This window comes from Paraglaciecola marina (genome assembly GCF_004360155.1).
Classification (GTDB): domain Bacteria; phylum Pseudomonadota; class Gammaproteobacteria; order Enterobacterales; family Alteromonadaceae; genus Paraglaciecola; species Paraglaciecola marina.
Genome location: NZ_ML178720.1, coordinates 264303 through 287228, shown reverse-complemented (window position 1 = coordinate 287228; position 22926 = coordinate 264303). Strand labels below are relative to the sequence as shown.

At 40.3% G+C, this 22926-nt stretch carries 15 protein-coding genes; 13 read left to right on the top strand and 2 right to left on the bottom strand.

Annotated features, from left to right (window positions below):
- The first annotated feature begins 20 nt into the window (after positions 1-20).
- The 4 genes from EOK74_RS01265 to EOK74_RS01250 all read left to right on the top strand — a co-directional run bounded on the left by EOK74_RS01265 (position 21) and on the right by EOK74_RS01250 (position 6376).
- Positions 21-2357, top strand: a complete 2337-nt coding sequence (locus tag EOK74_RS01265; RefSeq protein WP_133468087.1) for a GH92 family glycosyl hydrolase — start codon at positions 21-23, stop codon at positions 2355-2357.
- 2 nt (positions 2358-2359) lie between these two features.
- Entirely contained in the window at positions 2360-3682 is a 1323-nt protein-coding gene (locus EOK74_RS01260; protein WP_133468086.1) for a Gfo/Idh/MocA family protein, read from the top strand.
- 32 nt (positions 3683-3714) lie between these two features.
- Entirely contained in the window at positions 3715-5094 is a 1380-nt protein-coding gene (locus EOK74_RS01255; RefSeq protein WP_133468085.1) for a 3-keto-disaccharide hydrolase, read from the top strand.
- 88 nt (positions 5095-5182) lie between these two features.
- Positions 5183-6376 carry an AGE family epimerase/isomerase gene (locus tag EOK74_RS01250; protein ID WP_205964444.1) on the top strand — a complete coding sequence of 398 codons (1194 nt, stop codon included), beginning with the start codon at positions 5183-5185 and terminating at the stop codon, positions 6374-6376.
- Positions 6377-6609: 233 nt separating this feature from the next.
- Here EOK74_RS01250 and EOK74_RS01245 read toward each other — a convergent pair whose 3' ends face one another.
- Positions 6610-7908 (bottom strand): sigma-54 interaction domain-containing protein, encoded by a 1299-nt coding sequence (locus EOK74_RS01245; RefSeq protein ID WP_239023958.1) that lies wholly within the window; start codon positions 7906-7908, stop codon positions 6610-6612.
- Positions 7909-8144: 236 nt separating this feature from the next.
- Here EOK74_RS01245 and EOK74_RS01240 point away from each other — a divergent pair, with 236 nt between their 5' ends.
- The 9 genes from EOK74_RS01240 (at position 8145) to EOK74_RS01200 (ending at position 20836) form a co-directional block, all read left to right on the top strand.
- Positions 8145-8762, top strand: a complete 618-nt coding sequence (locus tag EOK74_RS01240) for a Tll0287-like domain-containing protein (RefSeq protein ID WP_133468084.1) — start codon at positions 8145-8147, stop codon at positions 8760-8762.
- A gap of 229 nt (positions 8763-8991) precedes the next feature.
- On the top strand, positions 8992-10578 hold the full coding sequence (locus EOK74_RS01235; RefSeq protein ID WP_133468083.1) for a cytochrome ubiquinol oxidase subunit I: 1587 nt from the start codon (positions 8992-8994) through the stop codon (positions 10576-10578).
- Positions 10575-11711 (top strand): cytochrome d ubiquinol oxidase subunit II, encoded by a 1137-nt coding sequence (gene cydB, locus EOK74_RS01230; protein ID WP_133468082.1) that lies wholly within the window; start codon positions 10575-10577, stop codon positions 11709-11711. Before EOK74_RS01235 ends, cydB begins: the two co-directional genes overlap by 4 nt.
- A gap of 11 nt (positions 11712-11722) precedes the next feature.
- Positions 11723-11854 (top strand): cytochrome bd-I oxidase subunit CydX, encoded by a 132-nt coding sequence (cydX, locus tag EOK74_RS01225; protein ID WP_133468081.1) that lies wholly within the window; start codon positions 11723-11725, stop codon positions 11852-11854.
- The gene (locus tag EOK74_RS01220) at positions 11851-13461 is read left to right on the top strand and encodes an ABC transporter ATP-binding protein/permease (RefSeq protein WP_133468080.1); all 1611 of its coding nucleotides are present in this window, start codon (positions 11851-11853) and stop codon (positions 13459-13461) included. The genes cydX and EOK74_RS01220 overlap by 4 nt, the downstream gene beginning before the upstream one ends.
- The gene (locus tag EOK74_RS01215; RefSeq protein ID WP_133468079.1) at positions 13458-15062 is read left to right on the top strand and encodes an ATP-binding cassette domain-containing protein; all 1605 of its coding nucleotides are present in this window, start codon (positions 13458-13460) and stop codon (positions 15060-15062) included. The genes EOK74_RS01220 and EOK74_RS01215 overlap by 4 nt, the downstream gene beginning before the upstream one ends.
- A 156-nt stretch (positions 15063-15218) precedes the next feature.
- On the top strand, positions 15219-16634 hold the full coding sequence (gene uxaC, locus EOK74_RS01210; RefSeq protein ID WP_133468078.1) for a glucuronate isomerase: 1416 nt from the start codon (positions 15219-15221) through the stop codon (positions 16632-16634).
- 29 nt (positions 16635-16663) lie between these two features.
- Positions 16664-18169, top strand: a complete 1506-nt coding sequence (locus EOK74_RS01205) for a mannitol dehydrogenase family protein (RefSeq protein ID WP_133468077.1) — start codon at positions 16664-16666, stop codon at positions 18167-18169.
- Between the two features lie 333 nt (positions 18170-18502).
- Positions 18503-20836 carry a PVC-type heme-binding CxxCH protein gene (locus EOK74_RS01200; RefSeq protein WP_133468076.1) on the top strand — a complete coding sequence of 778 codons (2334 nt, stop codon included), beginning with the start codon at positions 18503-18505 and terminating at the stop codon, positions 20834-20836.
- An 81-nt stretch (positions 20837-20917) separates the two neighbouring features.
- On the opposite strand, the gene EOK74_RS01195 is transcribed toward EOK74_RS01200, so the two are convergent.
- On the bottom strand, positions 20918-22879 hold the full coding sequence (locus EOK74_RS01195; RefSeq protein WP_166638692.1) for a TonB-dependent receptor plug domain-containing protein: 1962 nt from the start codon (positions 22877-22879) through the stop codon (positions 20918-20920).
- Between the last annotated feature and the right edge of the window lie 47 nt (positions 22880-22926).

Here is a 22926-nt window from a genome sequence, read left to right as displayed (position 1 = left end):
GTTGGGGATAGATACCTAGTATGAGAGCTTTAATTACTAACGGTGCTACAACACTTTTTATATGTTTACTTCTACTATCTGCATGTAATGAAGCTAAGACTGAGCATGATATTCAGTCTCTTGTTGAAGGTGAAACCAAAACAATCAAAGAGCCTGTTGAATATGTATGGCCTTGGTTAGATTCAGCTAATTCCCGCTGGTTTTACTTTAATAGCGCCACTCGTCCATTTGGTATGGTTAATTTAAGTCCAGATACTGAAATAGAAGGGGCGTGGGGCAGTGGTTATCGTTACAACACTGAAGAGGTAAAGGGCTTTAACCATGTGCACGCTTGGCAATTGGCAGGGCCATCGGTTATGCCAATGGTGACTGAGTCGGCTGCTCCAGAGCTAGATAAAAATTATTTCAGTGGGTTTAGCCATCAGACAGAAACAGTGAAAGCCGGTTACCACAAACTCACTCTTGATAGATATAACATAGATGTAGAGCTTACCTCGACAACTCGGGTGGGGTTTCATCGTTATACTTACAAAGCGGCTAAAAATCGGAAAGTTCTTTTTGACCTGCAAGGCAAATTTGGTCCAAGTGAGCTTAGCAAAGGAGAGTTTACTCAAATTTCGGCTCAAAGCTTTAGTGGCTCTATTGTTAATGCTCCAACCATTCGACGCCCTCGCGCCACACCAATATTTTTCTACGTTGAAGTAGACACTCCTATTTTAAATCTTGATGAAACATCAGAGCGGGTATTACTGGGCTTTGCTGATGGTGACGCACCTATTTTGATGAAAGTAGCTATTTCTTATGTTGATGAAATGGGGGCGAAACAAAATATGCAGCAAGAGCTCAGTTCCTGGCAATTTGATGACATAGTTAAAGAGGCCACTGAAGATTGGAATGCTTGGTTATCAAAAATAAAGGTAACTGGTTCTTCAGAGCAAGATAAAACCCGATTCTACACGGATTTATTTCATGCATTACAAGGCCGAAGAATCATATCAGACGTTGATGGCCGATACTCTGATCAAACCCAGCCTGAGCGTAAAATTAAGCAGATCCCTATGACTGGTGAGAATACGCCTCAGTTTAATCACCACAATTCAGATTCTTTCTGGGGAGCCCAGTGGACTATTCAAACATTATGGCCTCTGGCTTACCCTAAAGTCGCATCAGATTTTTCACGTTCTATGTTGGCCATGTACAAAGATGGTGGATTCATTCCAAGAGGTCCTTCTGGCGGTAATTACACCCATGTAATGACAGGCGCGACTGCAACACCATTTTTTGTCAGTAATTATATGAAAGGGATCAGAGACTTTGATGTTGAACTAGCCTACCAAGCCCTGAAAAAAAATCACCTCCCCGGAGGAACTATGGGGCGCGCCGGTTACGAACATGACAGTGCTTATTCTGGTGGGTTGGAATATTACATAGACATGGGTTATGTACCTTATCCCTTACCCCCTAAAAATGGTGCATTTCATCAAGACGGCGCTGGGCAAACCTTAGAGTATTCATTTCAAGATTGGACCTTAGCACAACTGGCTTTAGCTTTAGGAAAATTCCAAGACAGTGATTATTTTTTAAAGCGTAGCCAAAACTATAAGCATATTTACGATGCAGAAACCGGTTATATGCGCCCCAAAAACATCGAAGGTCACTGGAAGCCCAACTTTAACCCACTTGATTATCAACATGGTTTTGTAGAATCAAATTCAGCCCAGATGACCTGGTTTGTACCCCATGATCTTGAGGGATTAGCCGAATTAATGGGAGGCAAATCGGTGGCTTCGGTTCGTTTGAATAAAGCATTTGAAGTGGCGAGCAAGCAGGGATTTACATCGGGCAGCGCGCATCACGAAGAAACCAATGAAGAAAACAGAAAAATCCCTATTAACTATGGAAACCAACCCTCTATACAAACGGCATTTCTCTTTAACGAATTAGGTAACCCCCATTTAACTCAATATTGGACGAGAGAAATAGTTAATAGTGTTTATAGCAACGTATCTAGCACTGATGGATTCAATGGCGATGAAGACCAAGGTCTTATGGGATCCCTGTCAGTATTGTTAAAAATTGGCTTGTTTCAAGTTGATGGTGGTACCTCTAAAGAAGCCATTTATCAGATTGGTAGTCCGATTTTTGACCGAATTGAAATTGCGTTAGATGAGACTTACTACCCCGGAAAATCATTTGTTATTGAAACTCTCAATAACTCTAATAGCAACCGTTACGTTCAATCTGTTTTATTAAACGGTAAGCGTATTCAACGGTTTTATTTAACCCATCAAGAAATCGTCGCTGGTGGCGTTTTACAACTGGAAATGGGCGACGAGCCTAGACATAGTGGAGAATAATTATGACGACAAGAAGAGATTTTATTAAAGCATCTGGAGCCATTGCTGCGGCTTCTTCGCTCGCTATGAGTAGTAGAAGTTATAGCAATATTTTAGGGGCTAATGACCGAGTTAATATAGCTTTAATGGGAGCACGCAGCAGAGGTAAGGCTTTACTTGATGGTTTTTTTACAACTCCAAACTGCGCAATTACCCATGTGTGTGATGTTGATAAACGTGTGCTTGCCCAAGCATCCAAACTCCTGATTGATAGCAATCGTCGCAAACCTGTGTTGCAAGAAGACATACGAGAAACCTTAGAAGACAAAAATATCGACGCGCTGGCGATAGCGACGCCTGATCACTGGCATGCACCTGCTGCAATTATGGCATTACAGGCAGGTAAACATGTGTATGTTGAAAAGCCATGTGGCCACAACCCAGCTGAAGGCGAAATGCTTGTGGCCGCACAGCAGAAGTACAATAAAGTGGTACAAATGGGTAACCAGCAAAGGTCATCTAATGAAACCGCACAACTTATTAAGATGCTCCATGGTGGTCACCTTGGAGAGGTTTATAAGGTTTACACCTGGTATGCCAACAACCGTAAATCTATTGGTAATGGTCAGAAGGTAGCCCCGCAAGATTGGTTGAATTGGGATCTATGGCAAGGGCCAGCTCCCCGCAAAGATTACTATAGCAACTATGTTCATTACAACTGGCATTGGTTTTGGCATTGGGGAACCGCTGAGACATGCAACAATGCTGCACACGAATTAGACATTGCTCGTTGGGCTATTCAAGGCGAATTTCCTGAAAAAGTGGCTGTAGATGCCTCGCGTCAGTTTTTCAAATCTGACGACTGGCAGATGTACGACACTATGAATGCGGAATTTACCTTCGCTAATAACAAAAAAATTGTCTGGGATGGTCATTCGTGTAATCGAGTTTTGAAATGGGGTCGAGGCAGAGGCTTAGTTATTTATGCCACCAAAGGTTATGTAATTTTAGACCGAACAGGGTATGAAATTTATGACTTAGACAACAATCTAGTGAGTGAAAGCAAAATTAAGCAAAGCAATGACTCAGGTGATCTAATGGGCGGAGGCATATTAACCCGTATGCACGTTAATAACTTCATTAGCACTTTAAGAGGAGAAACTAAACACCAAGCTTCACCAATAGATGAAGGCCATAAGAGTACGCTTATGTGTCACTTAGCCAATATGGCTTATCGCAGCAATGAAACATTGATATGTGATCCAGCAAACGGTAAGCCCAAATCTAAATCAGCACTTTTGCACTGGCAGCGAGACTATGCGCCAGGTTGGGCACCAAAAATTTAGTTTTTATAAAAGTTAATAATGAGGAGTAAGTAATGAAACACACAACAATATTACTAATCGCAGCAACTAGTTTGTCATTAAGTGCACAAGGGGCTGAATGGACATCGCTTTTTAATGGAAAAAGCTTATCGGGTTGGAAGCAAGTAGGTGGTGATGCCAAATATACTGTAGAAAATGGAGCAATCGTCGGTGAGTCAGTGGTAAATAGTCCTAATTCTTTTTTAACCACTAAAAAAGACTATGGCAATTTTATTTTTGAAGCAGAAATAAATGTTGATCAAGGTCTCAACTCCGGCATTCAATTCCGGAGTCAATCTAAAAGGAGTTTTGAAAAAGGCCGAGTTCATGGATATCAAGTCGAAATTGATACTAGTGAGCGCAAGTGGAGTGGAGGGGTGTATGAAGAAGCAAAGAGGGGTTGGCTTTATACTCTATCTCGTAACGAGGGCTGTCAAGAAGCGTTTGATGTAGACAAGTGGAATAAATATCGAGTTGAAGCTGTCGATAATCAAATTCGCACTTGGATTAATGGTGTGCCTTGTGCTGACATTTTGGATAGCGAAGCTGGCCATCAAGAGGGGTTTATAGCGTTACAAGTTCATAGCATTAGTGACAAAGCTCTAGCAGGTAAAAAAGTGAGAATGCGCTCTCCTAAAATTCTCACTAAAGACCTCAATGCCGAGCGTTGGTATATGCCTAGCCATGTACAAGAAATTAATTATCAAGCTAATACGCTTTCGCCTAAGCAAACGAGTGAGGGCTGGAAACTGCTTTGGGACGGCAAAACGAGCAAAGGTTGGAAAGGCGCTAAACTTGATGAGTTTCCAGCAAAAGGATGGGGAGTGGAAAAAGGTGAGCTGGTGGTATATTCCTCTGGTGGTGCTGAGTCTCGTAATGGTGGTGACATTATCACCCTTGAGGAATTCAGTGAGTTTGAGTTGGAAGTGGACTTTAAAATAACGGATACCGCAAACTCAGGCATTAAATATTTTGTTGATCCTAATTTATTAAAAGGGCAAGGCTCTGCGATTGGTTTAGAATTTCAAATCTTGCATGATGAAAAGCATCCAGATGCGAAAAAAGGTAATAATGGCAACAGAACCATTGGCTCATTATATGACCTTATTCCTGCAACAAACCTAAGTGAAGCTACCCGCACAACTAAAAGAGTAAATCCGGTAGGCGAGTGGAACCGAGCACGGATAGTCGTCAAAGATGGTAGGGTACAGCATTGGTTAAATAACATTAAAGTTGTTGATTATCCCCGTGGTACGCAGATATTTCGCACCTTAGTTCAGCGTAGTAAATATCATAAATGGCCAAATTTCGGAGAGTGGGAGACGGGCCCGATTTTACTTCAAGATCATGGTGATGAAGTAAGGTTTCGCTCTATAAAAATTCGAGAGTTGTAGGATAAAAATAAGAGCCTGCTGACAACAAAGCAGGCTCTTAATCTAATAACTAGCATGTTTTAGTGTGTTTTTTACTCAGGTTTACGCAGTGGATATTCAAATAGACTTTAAAAGTGAACGCTTTTTACGAACCCATATTCAATCAATTTTAGATTTTTACTTACCTAATATTGTGGATAAAAGTGGTGGCTTTTTTCATAATTTTAAAGACGATGGTAGCGTTTTTAATCCTCACCATAGGCATTTGGTGTCAAGTTGTAGAATGGTATGGATTTTTTGCAAAGCTTACGAGCTGTATGGTGATGAAGAGTACTTATCACTAGCAAAGCATGGAGTTGATTACATTCGCAGCAAACATTGGGATGACAAAAGGCAGGGTTATAATTGGTTGTTGGGTGAAAATCATTTACCAACTGATCAAACTAACCATTGTTATGGTCTAGCATTTGTTATTTTATGTTTTTCTGCTGCCCATAAAGTGGGAATTGAAAATGCACTTTTTGATTTACAACGTGCACACAATATTTTGCATACTCGCCTATGGGATAAAAATATTGGGATGTTTGCCGACGAAGCCAGCAGTGATTGGTCAGAAGTGAATAGCTATCGAGGCCAAAATGCCAACATGCATTGTTGTGAAGCTTTTGTTGCAGCTTATGAGGCAACGGCAGATAACCGTTACTTAGACATAGCCTGTCAACTAGCTCGTAAGGTTTCCATTGAACTAGCTGACAAAGCTGGCGGTATTATTTGGGAGCACTATAGCGAGCAATTAGAGATTGATTGGGAGTACAACAAAGATGATCCAAAAAATTTGTATCGGCCGTGGGGGTTTCAACCTGGACATTTGACTGAGTGGGCAAAATTATTACTGATTTTACATGATTATCGGCCTGAAACTTGGATGGTAGATAGGGCAAAGTTTCTATTTGATAAGGCCTTAGATGTTGGCTGGGATACAAAAAATGGCGGGATATTTTATGGTTTTGGTCCAGATGGTAGTATTTGTGATGATGAAAAGTACTTTTGGGTGCAGTCAGAAACAACCTCTGCAGCAATACGTTTAGAAAAAGCGACAGGTGATACCAAATATAGCCAGTGGTATCAAAAAATTTGGGAATATGCATGGCAAAACATGGTTGATCATCAGTATGGTGCTTGGTATCGGATATTAACTGCTGATAATCAAAAACTAACTGATGAAAAATCGACAGCTGGTGGTAAGTGTGATTATCACACTATTGGCGCATTCTGGGATATTCTAAGAGTGTTAAAACAATAACAACTAGCTGTTTTTATGGTCGCCACATCAGGTTGGTATGTATTTGTTAAATCTACGATAGAATAATACCCCTATTTTAAATGTGAAAAACGCAGAGTAAACCCAGTTTAAAACTGGCCTATGGGTGTCAGTATTTAAAAGAGAGCCATCAGCTTTTACACATAACCTAGTTCATAAAATGCTGGATTTATTCTGAACTCTCGCCAATTAAATTAACTTGGTATTACACTTAATTACTCATACTTAAGATTATATTTTTTAAACTTTCGATACAGAGTACGGGTGCTGATCCCAAGCTCTTGGGCGAGCTCATCTATAGCTAGGCTTTGGGTTTTGCAAATTCGAGTAAGATAGAATTCCTCCGCTTTATCTAAGGGAACTAGCTCTTTTATTATCTCTACCTCTGCAAAATTTTCATCAAGAATATATTCAGGTAAATCATCTACATTGATAGTATCTTCATTGGCTAGTAAAGCTGATTGTTCCACTATATTCTTTAGCTCACGAATGTTACCCGGAAAGCTATAGCGGCTAAGTTGGTTTAATGCTTTATCTGAAAAGGTTTTGTGGTCTAGCTCCGAGCCATGTAAAAAATGTAAAGCTAGGGCCGGGATGTCATCATGGCGTTTGGCTAAAGACGGTAAATTTATAGGGAAACCGGCTATACGGTAATACAAGTCTTTCCTAAACTCTCCCTTTTTCACTAGTTCAAGTAAATTATGATGACTTGCACAGATTAACCTAAAATCCGCTTTACGTTGCTTAATTCCACCTACAGTCCGATAACATTGTGTTTCTAGGAGTCTTAGTAATTTAACCTGCATAGTTAAAGGCACATCAGCGATTTCGTCAAAAAATACCGTGCCGCCATGGGCTAATTCTATAAGCCCTTTTTTAGCTTGCGTGGCCCCTGTAAACGCTCCTTTTTCATGACCAAATAGCTCAGACTCAAATAAGTTGTCATTTAAACCTGTACATTCAATTATCACAAATGGCTTGTCTGCTCTTTTGCTTGATTCGTGTAAAGCTTTGGCAACTAGTTCTTTTCCAGTTCCCGTTTCGCCGTGTAACAGTGCTGAAATCTCTGATTTAGCGGCGCGGTTAATTTTAGTTAACATGGCCTTAAAGGGGGCTGAGCTTCCTATCATCCTGTTGGAATGTGACTCAGCTGACGCATAATTAATGCGATTCAGTATTTCTAAAAAGCCAGCTGTAATACCATCTTCATCTTTGATGGGCTTCATCAATATGTCGCAATAGGTTTTACCGCGCTCAGTATTGTGAATATGCACCACACTGCTAGTTCTGCCTGTTTTCATGCATTGTTGCATTGGGCATTCTTCACCATGTTTTTCACAGGGCTGCTGATGTTGATGAGAAATCTCATAACAGTGACTATTGCCTAGTGTTACTTGAATATCGTAAGTATCTCTATAGGCTTGATTGACCGCTAAAATTTTGTATTCGGTATTGATGAAAATAGCAGGGTTTTCAATGGCGTTGATCATCGATTGTACGATAGATATATTCATAGCTAATACACTTTACACTGACATTTTTGTCCATCACTTTGTCATATTTGGCAATAATTACAAAGGGTTTAGCTTTGGTTGTAGGATTTAAATTTATTCGTTATATAAATCAATTAGTTAAATATAGATTAGCGCTGAAGTTGAAATGGCATGTGTTTTGTTTGTTGTATTAACTAGTTACGGAGGTTTATAAAACCTTTATACCCAAACACCTTTAACCTAGGAACTCACAAATTATGAAAGCGCATTTAAAGATAAAATCATTAGCTTTGACTTTGTTATTACTAAGTACAGCTAGTTATTCGGAAGTTAGGTCATCCGAATTGGCAATCCATAAAGATAATGTGTCACAAGAAGTTGTTGTTAATAAACAGCTTGAGAATGAAGCAAAGGAAAAAGTAAAAGTATTTGCTACCACTTTAAAACAAACTCTCGTAAGCGCCATTCAAACCGGAGGGTTCGAAAATGGCGTCAATATTTGCAAAGATCAAGCTTCACAAATTGCCGCAACACTTTCAACTGATGGCTGGCAGATATCACGAACTAGTTTAAAAGTGCGCAATACAGATAACCAAGCTTCAGGTTGGGAAATTAAGAATTTAAAACATTTTGACTCTTTGTTTAAACAAGGGGTATCAGCAACCACGCTTGAGGCAAGCATACAAACTCAAGATACCTTTAGATATATGAAAGCAATCCCTACCGATCAAATCTGTTTGGCGTGCCACGGAACCTCAGTTGATAAAACACTACAGCAAATTATTACTGCCCAATATCCCGAAGATGCCGCTACGGGCTTTACTCTAGATGATATTCGCGGAGCTTTCTCCCTGACTAAAACCATTACGAAATAACTTGTTATTCTTTGGTGAATAACTGCTGCAACTAAAGTATGAGTAACCAATGTCAAATATGACAGTGGTTATTTTTTACTTGTTGATCTAGATCAATTTTTTCAACCTAAATACCTATTAAAATCAGGTTCTTAACGCTGATTTTGAATTTGGCATACCTAATGCAAAGTCTCGTCCAGAATACTTTCAATTTGTTATTTTTTAATAAGCACATTTTAGGAGAAACTGAATGAACGAAACGTTAGTCGAGCTCTCTCGATTGCAATTTGCGATGACTGCCATGTTTCATTTCATATTTGTTCCATTGACCTTAGGCATGACATTTATGCTGGCGATTATGGAGTCTGTGTATGTTTTGACAGGTAAAGAAATCTACAAACAAATGACCAAGTTTTGGGGGAAGTTGTTTGGTATTAACTTTGCCATAGGTGTTGCCACTGGTTTAACTATGGAATTCCAGTTTGGTATGAATTGGTCTTACTATTCCCATTATGTGGGTGACATATTTGGCGCGCCCTTAGCTATAGAGGGGTTGATGGCCTTCTTCTTAGAATCGACATTCGTAGGTTTGTTCTTTTTTGGCTGGGACAAGATGTCTAAGGTTAAACACCTTACGGCGACTTGGTTAGTGGCAATAGGGTCAAACTTTTCAGCTTTGTGGATTTTGATTGCAAATGGTTGGATGCAACACCCTGTAGGATCAGAGTTTAACTTCGAATCAATGCGGATGGAGATGACCAGTTTTAGCGAAGTGGTGTTTAACCCCGTCGCTCAAGTTAAGTTTGTACATACAGTATCAGCTGGCTATGTGACTGCCGCTGTTTTTGTATTGGCAATATCTGCTTATTACTTACTTAAAGGCCGAGACGTAGCCTTTGCAAGGCGCTCTTTTGCTATAGCTGCAAGCTTTGGTTTAGCGTCAGTTATCTCTGTAATTATTTTAGGTGATGAAAGTGGTTATGAGTTGGGTGATGTACAGCAAGTAAAACTTGCTGCAGTTGAAGCAGAATATGAAACCCAAGAAGCCCCTGCAGACTTTACGGTATTTGGTATACCTAATGACGAAACACAAGAGGTTGATTATGCCCTGCAAATTCCATACGCCATGGGAATTATTGCCACTCGCTCACTTGATGAGGAAGTTAAGGGATTGAAAGAGCATAAAGAGATAAACCGAGAACGCATATTGTCGGGTATAAGAGCTTATGCATTACTAGACAGTGTGCGTGCCGGAGAAGCCTCAGAGGTAGAGCTTTCTATATTCGAACAACACAAAGACGACCTTGGCTATGCCATGTTATTGCAGCCCTTTACCGATGATGTCACTAATCCCAGTGAAGAAGCGTTAACTAGGGCCGTTGATTACAGTATACCGCCAGTTGCGCCATTATTTTGGAGCTTTAGGATCATGGTGGCATCGGGTTTTATAATGTTAGTTATTTTTGCTCTCGCTTTTTACTACTCAACCAAACACCAAATAACTAAACCCCGTTGGTTGCTAAAAGCTTCGCTTTGGAGTTTGCCACTACCTTGGATTGCTTGTGAAGCTGGATGGTTTGTCGCGGAATATGGTCGCCAACCCTGGTCGATAGCCGAGATTTTACCTGTGCACACCTCAGTCTCAAACCTAAGTGTCGCAGATGTAATCTTTACCTTAGTTGCCTATACCGCCTTTTATTTTGTGATGTTTGTGATTGCGTTTTATCTAATGCAAAAATATGCCAAAAAAGGCCCCTCACAAACTTTTGCTGAAGCCGAACAAGCACTTGAAGAGGCTTCACTTATGGATTCTCAACCTCAAGGAGCACAATCATGATTGATTACGAATTTCTTCGCGTAGTGTGGTGGGTATTGGTTGGTGTATTACTGATTGGTTTTGCAGTAACCGATGGGTTTGATTTAGGCGTAGGGGCTTTGCTCACGTTAGTTGGCAAAACTGACCAAGACAGACGAGTGATGATCAACACTATTGGTCCCCATTGGGATGGTAATCAAGTGTGGTTTATCACGGCTGGCGGAGCCATATTTGCAGCTTGGCCTATGATATATGCTACGGCATTTTCAGGGTTTTATGTGGCCCTAGCTTTAACCTTAATCGCATTATGGATGCGCCCACTGGGTTTTGAATACCGCGCTAAGTTACCCCACAAACAATGGCGTTTAGCATGGGATTGGGCCCTGTTTGCTGGTGGCTTTATTCCATCGTTAATCTTCGGAGTGGCATTTGGCAATTTATTGCTAGGTGTGCCTTTTGAATATGACGACGCCTTAATGTCTACCTATAACGGCAGCTTTTTTGGACTATTGACCCCCTTTGCTCTGTTAAGCGGCTTAGTGTCAGTGGCTATGTTGCTTAACCATGGCGCGAGTTGGCTACAACTTAAAACCGATGGTGACTTGCACAAACGTACCCAAACTGTGTCTGTGTATTTATCGATTTTCACCGCGGGCTTGTTTGCCTTAGCAGGCATATATCTAGCTATTGGAGTTGATGGTTATGTGATCACCTCTGCTGTAGATAGTTATGCAACAAGTAACCCTCTGAATAAAACTGTAGAAATTGTTAGTGGTGCGTGGTTTAACAATTACACCACTTACCCTTGGATGATAATAGCACCGGTTTTGGGTATTGGTGCTGCGCTTACTTGTGCATGGGCTTCTTATGTGGGTCGCAGCGGTTGGGCATTTGTAGCCAGTGCATTGGCTATAACTGGCATTATTTTAACTGCAGGTTTTGCAATGTTCCCGTTTTTAATGCCTAGCAGCATTATGCCGAGTGCAAGTTTAACCATATGGGACGCCACTTCATCTCAGCTTACCTTACAAACTATGTTTATTGTTGCCTGTATCTTTGTACCTATTGTACTTAGTTATAGTGCTTATGGTTTTTGGGTAATGCGTGGTCGTATCAAACAAGCAGACTTGAACAAGTCTCACGTACTTTATTAAGGAGTCACTTTATGTGGTATTTCACTTGGATTTTAGGCGTTTTACTAGCGTGTTCGTTTGGCATTATTAACGCCTTGTGGTTAGAGGCTACGGAAGATATGGACCGCCTTGGCGATGTAGGCCCAAGGGACGAAGATAAATGATAGAGGCATCAATAACACCCGAGCAGCAAGCACAAACATGGCTGCGGCGTATTTCGAAAGAAATGCTCTCTGGCCAAGCTCGCGTGTTATTGGTGCGTTTGTTTCAGCTTGTTGCGCAAATTTCTGTATTTTGGTTTTTTGCTAAAACCACTCATTGGGTGATAGTTGAGCAACAGAATGTCCTCCCAGAGCAGCTTGTGCCTTTGGCATGTGCCGCATTGATTTGGATAAGTTTGATATGGCTTGCAGATAACTTGCAAAGCCATAGCAAATACAAAATTGAGACTGAGTTAGAGAACCGTGTCCATAGGGTTTTCAAAAACAAACACATTGCGATCACCCGTCAACATTCAGCCACCTATTGGCAGCAATTGTTACTCAACAATATCTCCGATATTGGCAACTATCTAATTCAATATAGTGTGCAAAAGTGGCTTTCAGCTATTGCGCCTTTGGTGGCTTTACTGGTTATTTTTCCGATTAACTATGTGGTTGCCATCATCTTATGCGTGACTATGCCCTTGATTCCTGTCTTTATGGTTTTAGTCGGTAAAGGCGCAGCAGCGTTACACAGAAAGCATTTTATTGCCCTAGAGCGCCTCGGTGACATGTTTTCTGACCGCCTAAAAGCACTGACTTTAATCACCACAAGTGGACAGCATCAAGATCAATTAAAAAGACTCAATGACGCGAGTAATATTGTTAATCGTAAAACGATGAGTGTTGTGTCGATAGCCTTTTTATCTACAACTGTTTTAGATTTTTTTGCCACTATTGCCATGGCTTTAGTCGCGGTATTTATTGGCTTTTCTATGCTAGGTGAAATAAACATTGGCCCTGAGATCAGTTTAGAACAGGGCCTATTTATGTTGTTGACTGCACCTTTGTTATTCTCAGAGTTACGGGCTTTAGGGCGCTTTTATCATCAAAAAGCAAAAGCCGAGGCCAGTGCAGAAAGGTTTGCTTTACTATTAGATGAGTACGAGCTCTTGAATAACAAAGCAGCCTTTACTGGCTTAGCTTGGTTAAATTTTCATGTTACTACGCCTAACTTACATGCAAACAAGCTAACGCTAGAGCCAGGTGACTGGGTATCGTTACAAGGTAATTCTGGGCAAGGTAAAACAGTATTACTTGAAGCCCTAATGGGATTTAGAGCGTCATCACACCAGTTATCTGCTGATCTCGCCTTATTATCCCAGCAAACTGCAGTGTTAGATAAGTCTGTTGCCTTTAATTTACATTTAGGTGACTTGTCAGTTACCGAACACGACATGGTAAACGCATTGCAAGAAGTAGGGCTTATTGATTGGTTAAACAATTTATCTAATGGCTTAGCAACTGAGTTGGGAGATTGTCCCGCTTTATCGGGTGGTGAAGCTCAACGTTTAGCGTTGGCGCGAGTATTACTAAAACCTAAAGATGTGGTGTTATTAGATGAGCCTACCGCCCATTTGACTATCGAACAGCATCAAGAAATAGCCGACCTCATCCATCAAAAATTACAGCACAAAACAGTGGTTTGGGCATCTCATAAAACGCTTCCTGATACTTGGTTTAACCGCATCTGGAAGGTTAGCCATGGTGAAATTAAGGAAACACCATGAGAGAAGCTTCATCTAGCAACACCATAAAAGCTGAGGTAAATGCAAAACCTCAAGGCTTAAAGCTAGTTGCAACCTTATTGCTGATGTTAACGCACTTTGCAGCGGGCCTTGCCATTTTGATTGTGGCGTCTTGGTTTATCGCTGCCTGCAGTATTGCAGGAATGGGTTTTAATTACATGTTACCGGCTGTGGTGATCCGCGCGTTGGCTATTTTACGTATCGCATCAGGTTATTTCAGCATGCTGGTGGGTCACAACCATCTATTAAACAAATTAGCGGCGTTGCGATTGAAAATTTTCGCCGGTTTAGAAAACAAAGTATCGATTTCTAGAGAGCAATCTTTAGATGCCCTACATCATCAAAGTGAAGAAGTAGCGAGTATTTGGATTGCTTGGGTTGGACAAAATGCAGGAATTCTTCTTTCTTTAGCTATGCTTAATCTTGTTTCAATAGTTTTACTGCCACCATTAACAACAAGGGTAATCATCTTTACAGGGATTTTTATGTTTATCTATTTAGGTTTATTGATCGCTATGCTCAAGGTGAGCGCTAATATTGTTGCAGCCAAAAAACAGGCTCAATTTGCTATTTTGCAACATATCGAAGCCGCGCCTATTTGGCATTTACTGCATAGCTACAATAAAAATGCGCCAAGGCTAAATAAACTCCGCGAGCTTGAAGCATATCAACAAAGGCAAGTTAGGAATGCATCATTGTTGCTTATATTATCTGGTATGGGTTTGCTTATTACTATATTAAGTCATTACTCTGGTGAGTATCTTGGCCATGCTGAGTTTATTGTGCTCCCTATATTGTTGCTGTCTTTGAATGATTGGTTAACTCCGGCTTTGGCTAACCAAAAGCAGCTTGTTAGTTATGTCGAAGCTAAAAAAGCGATTCAAGATACCTCCACAAATACGCAGGACCTATCGGTTATCTCAGAACACATAGACGCAATTGAGGTGGCTAAATTCAAACCCATAGACACCAATATGAATGAGACCAATGCACACTTTAATAAAGGCGGTGTTAATGTATTAGTGGGTAGTTCTGGGGCTGGGAAAAGCCGTTTTCTAAAGGCGTTAGCAGGGTTGATTGAGCATCAAGGCTCTCGTGAACTTGAATTTACGACACACGCTCAATCTAAGCAGCATGGCTTATTGTCTGACGCTGTTTACCTAGAACAATTTCCATATGTATTGTCTGATACTGTAAGAGCAAACTTGCAGGTCGCTAACCTGAATGCTTCAGATGCTAACATGCGACAAGTCTTAAACGAGGTAGGTTTATATTCTCTTGATAATTTAGACCAGTGGTTAGGAGAAAATAGCCGATTGCTTTCGGGGGGAGAGAAGAAAAGATTAGGCCTTGCCAGAGCTATGTTGAGCCAAGCTAGTTTATTACTTTTAGATGAACCCTTCGAAGCCTTAGATACTGACAATATCAAACGTATTAGCGAAATTATCAATACATTGTCTACTAATAAAATAGTGCTAGTAGCTACCCATATACTGCCCAAAGGACTTGATATTAGGCAATGTTGTTCACTTGAGGTAGATGAAGTTAGAGTGGTATTTGATACCAAAGAACAAGCTAACTGATATCTATAACTTTATTGTTACCTGAAATAAATAAAGTTAGTTGCTTTTGATGTGGTTGACACCGGTGTCAATAGCGGTTACGCTTTAAAAATCACCTACATTCTTTATATCAGTTAAGTTAATTTTGGTGCACCTAGATAGGAGTAGAGTTTCTATATGACAAGGCCTTTAGTTCTGCACCCAGACACTTTTTTTTCAGCTAATCTAGCAGAGCGTAATATTGCGCGAAACTTGTACGATCAAATTGCTAATTTGCCCATTTTGAGCCCCCATGGGCATACAGATCCTAGATGGTTTTCTGAAAACCTACCATTCTCAAACCCTAGTGAACTTTTAGTGCAACCTGATCATTACGTTTATCGAATGCTTTATAGTCAGGGAGTTACTCTAGATACACTTGGTATTAAAGGTTGCAGCAACTTTGCTTCACACGTTGAGCCTCAGCAAGTCTGGAAAATTTTTGCCGAACATTTTCACCTTTTCAGAGGTACGCCCTCGTACTATTGGCTGAACTTCGTATTTGTAAATACCTTCGGAATTAGTGTAAAGCTAAATGCAAAAACGGCAGATTTTTATTACAACACCATAAGCGATAAATTAGCAACTAGTGCTTTTTTACCCCGAGCCTTGTTCGATAAATATAATATCGAGGTACTGGCAACCACCGAATGCCCAACTGATTCGTTAAAATACCATCAAAAGATATTGGACTCTGACTGGGATGGCAGAGTGATTACCTCATTTAGGCCTGATAGTGTAATTGATGCGGAGCACGAATCTTTTCTACCAAAGCTTAAAAAGTTAAGTGAGGTAACTGGGTTAGATTGTTTGCATTACCCCGAATATATTAAGGCATTAAAACTGAGACGGGCATATTTCAAAAAAATGGGAGCTACTGCAACAGACCATGGACATCCTACGGCAAATACAGCAGTTTTAAGCGACTCAAAAGCCAAAGCCCTGTTTGAAAAGTTGATTAATGGGCCTGTTCTAGCCGATGACGCTGAATTATTCAGAGCGCATATGCTGACTAAAATGGCAGAAATGTCTATTGAAGATGGTTTAGTAATGCAGATTCATCCTGGATGTTATCGAAATCATAATCAACAGTTATTCTTAGAGTTTGGTCGAGATAAAGGAGCTGATTTGCCGAAAGCTACCGAATATGTGGATGCTTTAAAACCTCTACTGGATAAATACGGCAACGATAGTCGACTAAATATTATTTTATTTACTTTGGATGAAACAGTATACAGTAGGGAGCTAGGCCCATTAGCTGGCCATTATCGTTGTTTAAAGCTAGGACCACCTTGGTGGTTTCATGACAGCCCAGAGGGTATGAGTCGTTATAGAAAGGCGACGACCGAGGTTGCAGGTTTTTATAATACCGTTGGTTTTAATGATGATACTCGTGCATTTTTGTCGATTCCTGCCCGCCATGATCTTGCTCGCAGAATGGACTGTGCATACTTAGCTGAACTCGTTGTAAAACATCAAATCGATGAATACGAGGCCGAAGAGCTTGCGGTTGATTTAACCTACAACTTGGCTAAATCAGCTTATAAGCTTTAACTCTTACTCTTATTATATGGTTATCAAGAATGCAATTTAAGCGACTTAACAATGCAATTGTTGCGAATACACATAGCGATGAATCACAGCGAACTCCAAAAGCTTCAGCAAAAATTGTACACCTAGGAATTGGCGCTTTTCACCGCGCCCATCAGGCTGTTTATACAAATAATGTGAATGGATTGGCTGCTAAAGCTGCAGAGGATATTTGGTCAATTGTTGGGGTGTCGCTGCGTAGTGCAACTGTTCGTGATCAACTCGTACCACAAAACTGTTTTTATAATGTTATCGAAAGCGATGCCAGTGGCAGCAACCGCTTCTTGGTAAGTGCTATTGAAGATGTACTGGTTGCTCCAGAAAGTCCACAAGCGGTATTAGATGTAATGGCCGCAGAAACTACACAAATTGTGTCGTTAACGGTAACTGAAAAAGGCTATTGTCATGATGTGGTAAGTGGAGATCTTGACCTACAAAACCCAGATATTCAGCATGATTTAGTTAATCTAGACTCACCTAAAACTGCTATTGGTTTTATTGTGTCAGCTCTTAAGTTTAGGCGCGACCACGCTTTGCCTGCCTTCACTGTTTTAAGTTGTGATAATTTACCGAGTAATGGTAAAACCCTCGCCAAAGTAGTATTACAGTTTGCTGGGAGCATAGAGCCTGCATTAACTGATTGGATAAAGGCACAAGTTAAGTTCCCAAATACTATGATAGATCGCATAGTACCTGCCACAACCGCTGATGATATTGACATGTTTTCCCAACGATATGGGTACCATGATTTAGCCATGGTAAAAACAGAACGTTTCAGCCAGTGGGTTATTGAAGATAACTTTGTAGGTAAGCTCCCAGCGTGGCAAAAAGTTGGGGTCAATATTGTTAAGGATGTAGATGCCTATGAAAATGCAAAACTGCGTTTATTAAATGGTGCCCATTCTTCTTTAGCGTATGTAGGTTACCTAACAGGCTTAGACTTCGTACATCAAGTCAAGGAAAATCCAGAATTAACCCGCTTTTTAACCCATCTAATGAAGGTTGAAATTGCCCCCACTATTGTGGCTCCCGAAGGGTTAGATTTACAAAAATATTGTGATGACTTATTACAACGATTTTCTAATCCAGAGTTACACCACCGCACGTATCAAATTGCTATGGATGGCTCACAAAAAGTGCCACAGCGTTTGTTGCATACGGTGGAATATAAGCTAAAAAACAACCAAGCAATCGATGCTTTGAGTTTTGCAATCGCAGGGTGGCTTAGGTACACAACGGGGGTTAATGAAAACGGTGTTGCAATTGAAGTGCAAGATCCTCGGGCAGAGCAACTTGCGAGTATTTACAAACAACATGCCAATAACCTTGATGAGCTTATTGATGCCTATTTAAGTGTGCATAGTATTTTTCCTGAAAGTCTGCAGAGTTATCCAGCATTTAAAGAAAAGTTGTGTGATTGGTTAGGCATAATTCAAAAGCTTGGTATGAAAGCGGCGTTGCAGGAGTTACTTGAAAATATTAATGCCACTACAGATTGAGTCAGTCTTTTTTTGAGCTCAGTTCGTATTAGAGTTAGAGCAATTAAATTAGATTATCAAATGGTTTATCACTTTCATTTAGAAAGTGTATTAGGGTGACGTCATCTTGCCGATTGATATTTGATGGCCATTTAACCTGGTGATATTGAGCTTACTAATGGGGCGTAATATCACTACCAAAAAAGTGTAATTTTCACTGCACATGTTATTGATACAACTAACACGAAAGGGCGTATTGGGTTTCAAAAGCATGGTAGTAAAAAGCTGAGAAAAGCTGGCAAAACTATATTGTCAGGTTTAGAAATTCAAGGTCCCGAGAGTTGGAGTAAATGTATGTTAATTCGTAGTTTCTTAATATGTGTTGTATTTATAACTAATGCAGTGGCACAAACATCTGTCAACAAGGGGGATCGTGAGGGCCATGACATGACGCCTCCAATTGCCGAAGATGCTATCCCACCTGCCCCAATTCTATCTGTTGCAGAGGCTTTAGCTTCAATGCAAGTGCAAAAAGGATTTGTCCTTGAAAACGTGGCATCTGAACCTTTAGTACAAAGCCCTGTTGCTATTACATTTGATGGTAATGGCCGTATTTGGGTAGCTGAGATGATTACATTCATGCCAGACCTAGACGGGAACAATGAAGAAGTTCCTGAAGGCAATATCGTGATTCTGGATGACACAGATGGTGATGGAAAAATTGACAAACGCACAGTATTTTTAAGTGATGTAATTTTGCCTAGAAGTATTTCGCTAGTTAAGGGCGGCATTTTATATGCTGATATCAATAAATTGTATTTTGCCGAAGTACTTGAAAATGACACTTTAGGCATTCGTGAAGTTGTAGATGAAACCTATGCCCAAGGCGGAAGTGTCGAACATAAGCCTAATGCCATGATGTACTCTCTTGATAACTGGTATTACAACGCCAAAAGCGATAAGAAGTATAAAACACTACCTTTAACTGCAGAAGTTCCTAGCAATGCAGAAGAGGTCTACCGAAATCAGTATTGGAAAATGGTGCGTGCAGTAACTGACAGACGTGGTCAATGGGGTTTGAGTATGGATGACTATGGACGGTTATTTCACAATGGTAATAGTTCACCAGCGCAAGGAGAATTTTTATTGCCAGGGTCATTGATGAAAAACCCTGGTTTTCAACGTTCTGTAAAGGCTAATAACATAGGTTCAACTCGAGTTTATCCCGCTAGAATTAACCCCGGTGTTAATCGCGCCTATTTACCCAGCACACTTGTAAGCGAGGGAGAAAACAAGGGTAAGTTAAAGAATTTTACAGCTGCTAGCGGTAATACTGTTTACAGGGGAGAGCAATTTCCCAAACAGTTTTATGGTGTTTCTTTTACTCCAGAACCCGCAGGGAATCTAATCACTGTCCGAGATATTATCGAAGAAAAAGGCAAGTTATCTGGTAGGGAAATATATCCAAAATCAGAAATTGTTGCCTCCACTGATGAGCGCTTCAGACCAGTAAACTTGTATACAGCACCCGATGGTTCGTTATATATAGTTGATATGTATCATGGGGTTATCCAACATAAAGAATTTTTGACAACCTACTTAAGGGAGCAATCTGAGGCCCGTGAACTCGATAAGCACAATTCTAGTATGGGGCGAATCTATCGTCTACGTTGGGCAGATAACGCTTTAAGTAAAAAGCCTTCTTTGTTGCATCAAGGGCCATCAAGCTGGATTGCACATATTGATGCTTCTAATGGTTGGTTTAGAGATATCGCTAGACAATTAATAGTACAAAATGAACAGTATGGGTTTACTGAAGAGCTAATTAAAATAGCGACAAAAAGCAATGATCACAGAGGGCGCATTAATGCTTTGTGGGCATTAGAGGGTTTGCAAGCTTTAACTGGCGATATCATCTTAGCTGCGCTTAAGGATCCCCATTCTAAAGTAGTGACCGCTGCAATTGAATTGAGCACTCGACTCCCATCGAGGGAGCATTCAAAGATTGCAAAGCAATTGCTTAACCTAGCCCCTAAGGATTATGAAACTGCTTTACATATTGCTCTAGTGGCAGGTGAAATAGAACATCCGGATGCTTTACTGGCACTCAAGACTGTGATTGAAACCTACGAGCATGAGCCTTGGATCCGAGAAGCAGCGATCAGTGGACTAACTGGCAAAGAAAAAACTTTTAAAGGTTTAATTAATGGACATGCCAGTAGTGAATTTCTCGCAATGCTAGATTCAGTGGGTGAAGTAAAGGTAGAAAAAACCAATATACTTAACTTAAGTGGTAATGCTCAGCAAAGTTATAACCGTGGTAAACAATTATTTGAAACAAGCGCTGCGTGCTTTGGGTGTCATGGAAAAAACGGCGAGGGTATAGATGGCATGGGACCACAATTAGTGAACAGCGAATGGGTAGAGAAATCTCCAGAGCGACTGGTTAAAGTGCTATTACATGGATTAATGGGGCCCATTACTGTTAGTGGCAAGCAGTACAATTTGCCTATGGTAATGCCTGGTTTGGCCCGTAATTTAGATGATCAACAGTTAGCTGATGTTGCGACATATATTCGTAATAACTGGGGTAATCAGTCGAGTGTTATAGAAGCTGGTTTCGTTAAACAAATGCGAGAAAACACTCAATCAAGACAGATGCCTTTTACTGAGAAAGACTTTCAATAGGCAATATCAGTAGGTGCTTTTCTGATGAGCATCCAAATATGTATTTTAAGAATAAGCGAACACCTATGTGTTCGCTTTTTTTTACACTTTTATTGTTAGGCTTACGTTAATATCACGCCCTATATTATGAAACCCAATAACCTCTTCTTTGTCATTGTCGAAAATATTATTGATGTATATTTTCCAAGATGTGTCAGATTGGGTTTCCCACTGAGCTGAAAAGTCTACTTGATTACGTCCGTTCAGTTTTACAAAACCAGTAGGAACAGAGCTGTCAAAGTAATCATCATTAACTCTATACCTAAAAGTGAAGTTTAGTGGTTCACTATAATGGTGGGTTACTCTAATACTGCCTTTGAATTCAGGTCTTCTGCGCAAGATTACAGTGTCATCATATGTATTAACGTCATTAAAACTTACTTGTGCATCCAACTGCCATTTTTGAGTAGGGGTGTAAGAGCTGCTCAGTTCAACTCCTTTAACCTTTATAGTCGAGCGATTTACATTGGTAAAATTAACTGGATCGAAGTCTACTAAATCTAAATATTTATTCTGATAAAAGTTTAAGCGGGTAGATAGCCTTTTATCCAATGTTAATACGTGAGCTCCAAGCTCTACATTTTGGCTTTGCTCAGGCTTTAGGTCTTTATTTCCCACTAAAGGGTGTCCAAGTGCATAGAAACTGGGTAGTTTAAATCCCTCACTGAATTGACCGTGTAAAATAAGGCTGTCAGTTAAATCCACATTTCCAATAATACGATGCGTAGACACGCTAAGGTTTCCAGAGTTGTCATATCGAATACCGGCTAGTAAGTTATACCAGGCTTGATTTGATATGGATATTTCACCAAATCCTGAACGAGTGCTGCGGTTCAACCCATAGTCGGCATCTATTAAAATTCCAAAATCAATAATACTGTCCATTTCGCCTTCTTCGTGAGTGTAGGCGACTCCAAAAGTACTATGAATATAATCAGATAGCGGGTAGGTGAATTTAACCAAACTGTCTATGTTGTGATAATCAGTTTGACTTTCAATAGGCGGAACACCATCTAACACGCCATCACTAATACCTGGATTAATAATGCTCTCTTTACGCTTTGAATAGGCAGTTGTAACGGTTAAATCAAGTTTATTAGTGACAGAATGTTTGAACTTCGCACTTAGATTACTTTGACTGTAATCTCTGCGTTCTGGGGTGCGGATAATTGCCAGTCTGTCTCCGCCGCTATCTTCTGGAAAATACTCACCTTTTCCTTGAGCAAAGAACCCTCCTAGCTCCCATTGTGAATCTGTGTTGCCATTAGAGGTAATGGACCCGATTACCTGTTTACGAGAAAATGAATCAGAGAAAGTGCTATTGTCTCCATTTTGAAATGACGCACTTAAATTACCATTAGCAAACGAGCTTATAGGTACACCTAAATTGATGTTTGCACCTAATGTACCACCCTCTCCGTACCTAAGGCTGATACTACCTAGTTCACCATCTTTAGGTGTTTTTGTCGTAATGCTAATAACGCCTGCTAACGCATCTGATCCAAAAACACTAGAATAACTACCGTAGTACAGCTCTACTTTCTCAATCATATTGGGGTCTATGGTCCCTAAGTCAAATGCGCCGCCACGGCTATTGGTCGGGTCATTTACTTTCACACCATCAATCAAGATAGTGACAAAATTTGGATCGCCTCCACGAATGGACAAAAAAGTTAGCCCACTTTCTCCCCCTTGTTGATTAATATCCACTCCCGGTAGTCCCTTTAAAACATCTGCAAAGCTAATTGCACTGAGTGCCTCTATTTCACTTGCGGTTAAGCTTACAGCAGGAATTGGTGTAGATAGTTCTTTTTTAGAAAAGTGAGAGCCAGTTATTTGAAATACTTCAACGTCTTGTTGGGAATATGCTACTTCAGAACTAGCCAATAGCCAGAAACTCAGTAGGTAGATAATGCCCCTTGTTTTTACTTTGTTAACATTTAAATATCGATGTGAGTGGTCTGAAATTAACAAAAAACTAATACTGCGTCGGATTAATAGCAATGTTGGCACTCCTAATGGATAGCTTAATGACGTTATGATAATGAACA

Excerpts from the sequence above, each read along its gene's own strand:
- EOK74_RS01265 (WP_133468087.1), top strand. The coding sequence starts at position 21 with ATGAGAGCTTTAATTACTAACGGTGCTACAACACTTTTTATATGTTTA.
- EOK74_RS01260 (WP_133468086.1), top strand. The coding sequence starts at position 2,360 with ATGACGACAAGAAGAGATTTTATTAAAGCATCTGGAGCCATTGCTGCG.
- EOK74_RS01255 (WP_133468085.1), top strand. The coding sequence starts at position 3,715 with ATGAAACACACAACAATATTACTAATCGCAGCAACTAGTTTGTCATTA.
- EOK74_RS01245 (WP_239023958.1), bottom strand. The coding sequence starts at position 7,908 with ATGAATATATCTATCGTACAATCGATGATCAACGCCATTGAAAACCCT.
- EOK74_RS01240 (WP_133468084.1), top strand. The coding sequence starts at position 8,145 with ATGAAAGCGCATTTAAAGATAAAATCATTAGCTTTGACTTTGTTATTA.
- EOK74_RS01235 (WP_133468083.1), top strand. The coding sequence starts at position 8,992 with ATGAACGAAACGTTAGTCGAGCTCTCTCGATTGCAATTTGCGATGACT.
- cydB (WP_133468082.1), top strand. The coding sequence starts at position 10,575 with ATGATTGATTACGAATTTCTTCGCGTAGTGTGGTGGGTATTGGTTGGT.
- cydX (WP_133468081.1), top strand. The coding sequence starts at position 11,723 with ATGTGGTATTTCACTTGGATTTTAGGCGTTTTACTAGCGTGTTCGTTT.
- EOK74_RS01220 (WP_133468080.1), top strand. The coding sequence starts at position 11,851 with ATGATAGAGGCATCAATAACACCCGAGCAGCAAGCACAAACATGGCTG.
- EOK74_RS01215 (WP_133468079.1), top strand. The coding sequence starts at position 13,458 with ATGAGAGAAGCTTCATCTAGCAACACCATAAAAGCTGAGGTAAATGCA.
- uxaC (WP_133468078.1), top strand. The coding sequence starts at position 15,219 with ATGACAAGGCCTTTAGTTCTGCACCCAGACACTTTTTTTTCAGCTAAT.
- EOK74_RS01205 (WP_133468077.1), top strand. The coding sequence starts at position 16,664 with ATGCAATTTAAGCGACTTAACAATGCAATTGTTGCGAATACACATAGC.
- EOK74_RS01200 (WP_133468076.1), top strand. The coding sequence starts at position 18,503 with ATGTTAATTCGTAGTTTCTTAATATGTGTTGTATTTATAACTAATGCA.